The sequence below is a fragment of the Komagataeibacter sp. NFXK3 genome (genome assembly GCF_054182245.1).
In genome coordinates, this window is sequence record NZ_JAPIVJ010000013.1 from 1 (window position 1) to 1,575 (window position 1,575).

Below are 1,575 nucleotides of genomic sequence, written 5' to 3' on the forward strand. Positions count from 1 at the left end.
TCTCTCCAGATCCATACCTGCCCCGGCCTGTCTCCTTACGCCTACGGCTTCAGGAGACAGGCCGGGCCTTCAACAGGGGGTTAATATTGCATGCCGATCAGGGGTTATTTTTGAGTGCCGATTGACAGATAGGTGCCGGTGACATGCCCGGTCACGAGCACCTTGCCATGCTTCGCGAATTGCGGGTCCTTGCGCTCGACATCGATCGTGCCGCCGGTGCTGTCGCCGCCCATGCTCACGGGCGTTATGCCCGCGATGGCGGTGGCGGTATCCACGCTGTCGGAGTCGATGAAGGACAGGGCGGGGTTCATGTGGTTGGGGCAGCCCGAGGCGATGCGCACGCCATCGACCACGGTGGCCACACGGTCATCGGCCATGCCGTTGAGCACGGGCAGCGCGGCGAGGCCGCCTGCGGAATACGTGCTGACACCGGGCTGGTTGCGAAACAGGCTGGCGGCATCGGGGCTGCTCAGGCTGGCCGCCGTGCGCTGCGCGGCGGAAGGGGACGCCGCCGAAAGCAGGCGGTCGCCCATGGGCGTGCTGTCCGCCGTATCCTCGATCGAGAGGCCGGGCAGGGTTACGGTTGTCTGGGCGCGCGCGCCCAGCGGGTGCAGGGAGGCTGCCAGCATGCAGCCACCTGCGGCCACCACGATGGGGGTGGCCGTTTTTTTCATGGAAGTCACTTTTCATGTCCTGAACAGGAAAACGAAAGACGCGCGCGCCCCTGAGGGCCCGCGGCAGCGTGTGAGTTCAGGAGATGGAAGGTGGCCCGCAGGCCGGGGGCAGCCCCAGCGGAACAGGAGGGGGCGCGCGGGGCTGGCGGGGTTCATGCCGGTGGGCCGCCCATGCCATGGGCGGCAGGGGCAGGAAGGGCAGAACCACCAGCGCAAGGGCAGGCAGGTGCAGGAGCGGGCAGAGCGGGCAGCCTTCGGCATGGTCGTGGCCATGGGGGGGCGTGCTGCCATGCTCATGGGGGGCGGGCGCGTTCGCCATCATCATATGATGATGTGGCGGTGCGGCCTGCCGGTCCGCCCGCGTGGTGCCGGGAGCGATATCGATCCCGGTCAGCCGCATGATGGTGCCGCGCGGCAGTTCGCCGGGCAGGCTGCGGCTTTCAACCAGCAACTGGCCCCACAGCCCCAGGCACGCGCACAGCACCATGACCCAGCGGATCACAGGCATGTCATGCAGGAAGGGGTGGCGGGCTTGGCCCATGATGGACAGGTTCTTTGCGGTTGTAAGATAAGGCGGTAACAGGAGAGTGTTCTCGGAGGTCGGGGGCTTTTTGTCAAATGACAAGGCAGCCCGCGCCCATGCCCCAATGGATGGAAGCGTGCAGCAGCAGGACAGAACGGCAGGCCGGATTCTTGTCACGCCAACCGGCCCTACCGGCTGGCGGCGGGGGCGGCTGCTTGCAGGCTGGGCCATCGTGGCCGCCGTGCTGGGCCACGGCGTGATTGCCGCGTGGCTGCTGCCCGCCCGCGCGCCCGTGCCTGCCGCGCCTGCTGAAAAAAACACCGTTCAGGTCTTTTTCGACCGGCCAGGGGTTGCACCACCCCCCATGGCGGCTACGCC

Annotated in this window: 1 protein-coding gene and 2 pseudogenes; 1 reads left to right on the forward strand and 2 read right to left on the reverse strand. The window is 67.4% G+C overall.

All coding sequences use genetic code 11. The features are described from left to right. Positions 1–116: 116 nt before the first annotated feature. Positions 117–683, reverse strand: a pseudogene (locus OQZ28_RS13175) (TonB-dependent receptor plug domain-containing protein); the annotation flags it as partial. 67 nt (positions 684–750) lie between these two features. After that, the gene (locus tag OQZ28_RS13180) at positions 751–1,215 is read right to left on the reverse strand and encodes a DUF2946 domain-containing protein (protein ID WP_458136398.1); all 465 of its coding nucleotides are present in this window, start codon (positions 1,213–1,215) and stop codon (positions 751–753) included. A gap of 70 nt (positions 1,216–1,285) precedes the next feature. Between OQZ28_RS13180 and OQZ28_RS13185 the strand changes: the two are divergent. Then, a pseudogene (locus OQZ28_RS13185) lies at positions 1,286–1,575 on the forward strand (energy transducer TonB); the annotation flags it as partial.

What these genes read in the sequence shown, in the direction of transcription:
- OQZ28_RS13180 (WP_458136398.1), bottom strand. Translation starts at nt 1,215, where the DNA reads ATGGGCCAAGCCCGCCACCCCTTCCTGCATGACATGCCTGTGATCCGC.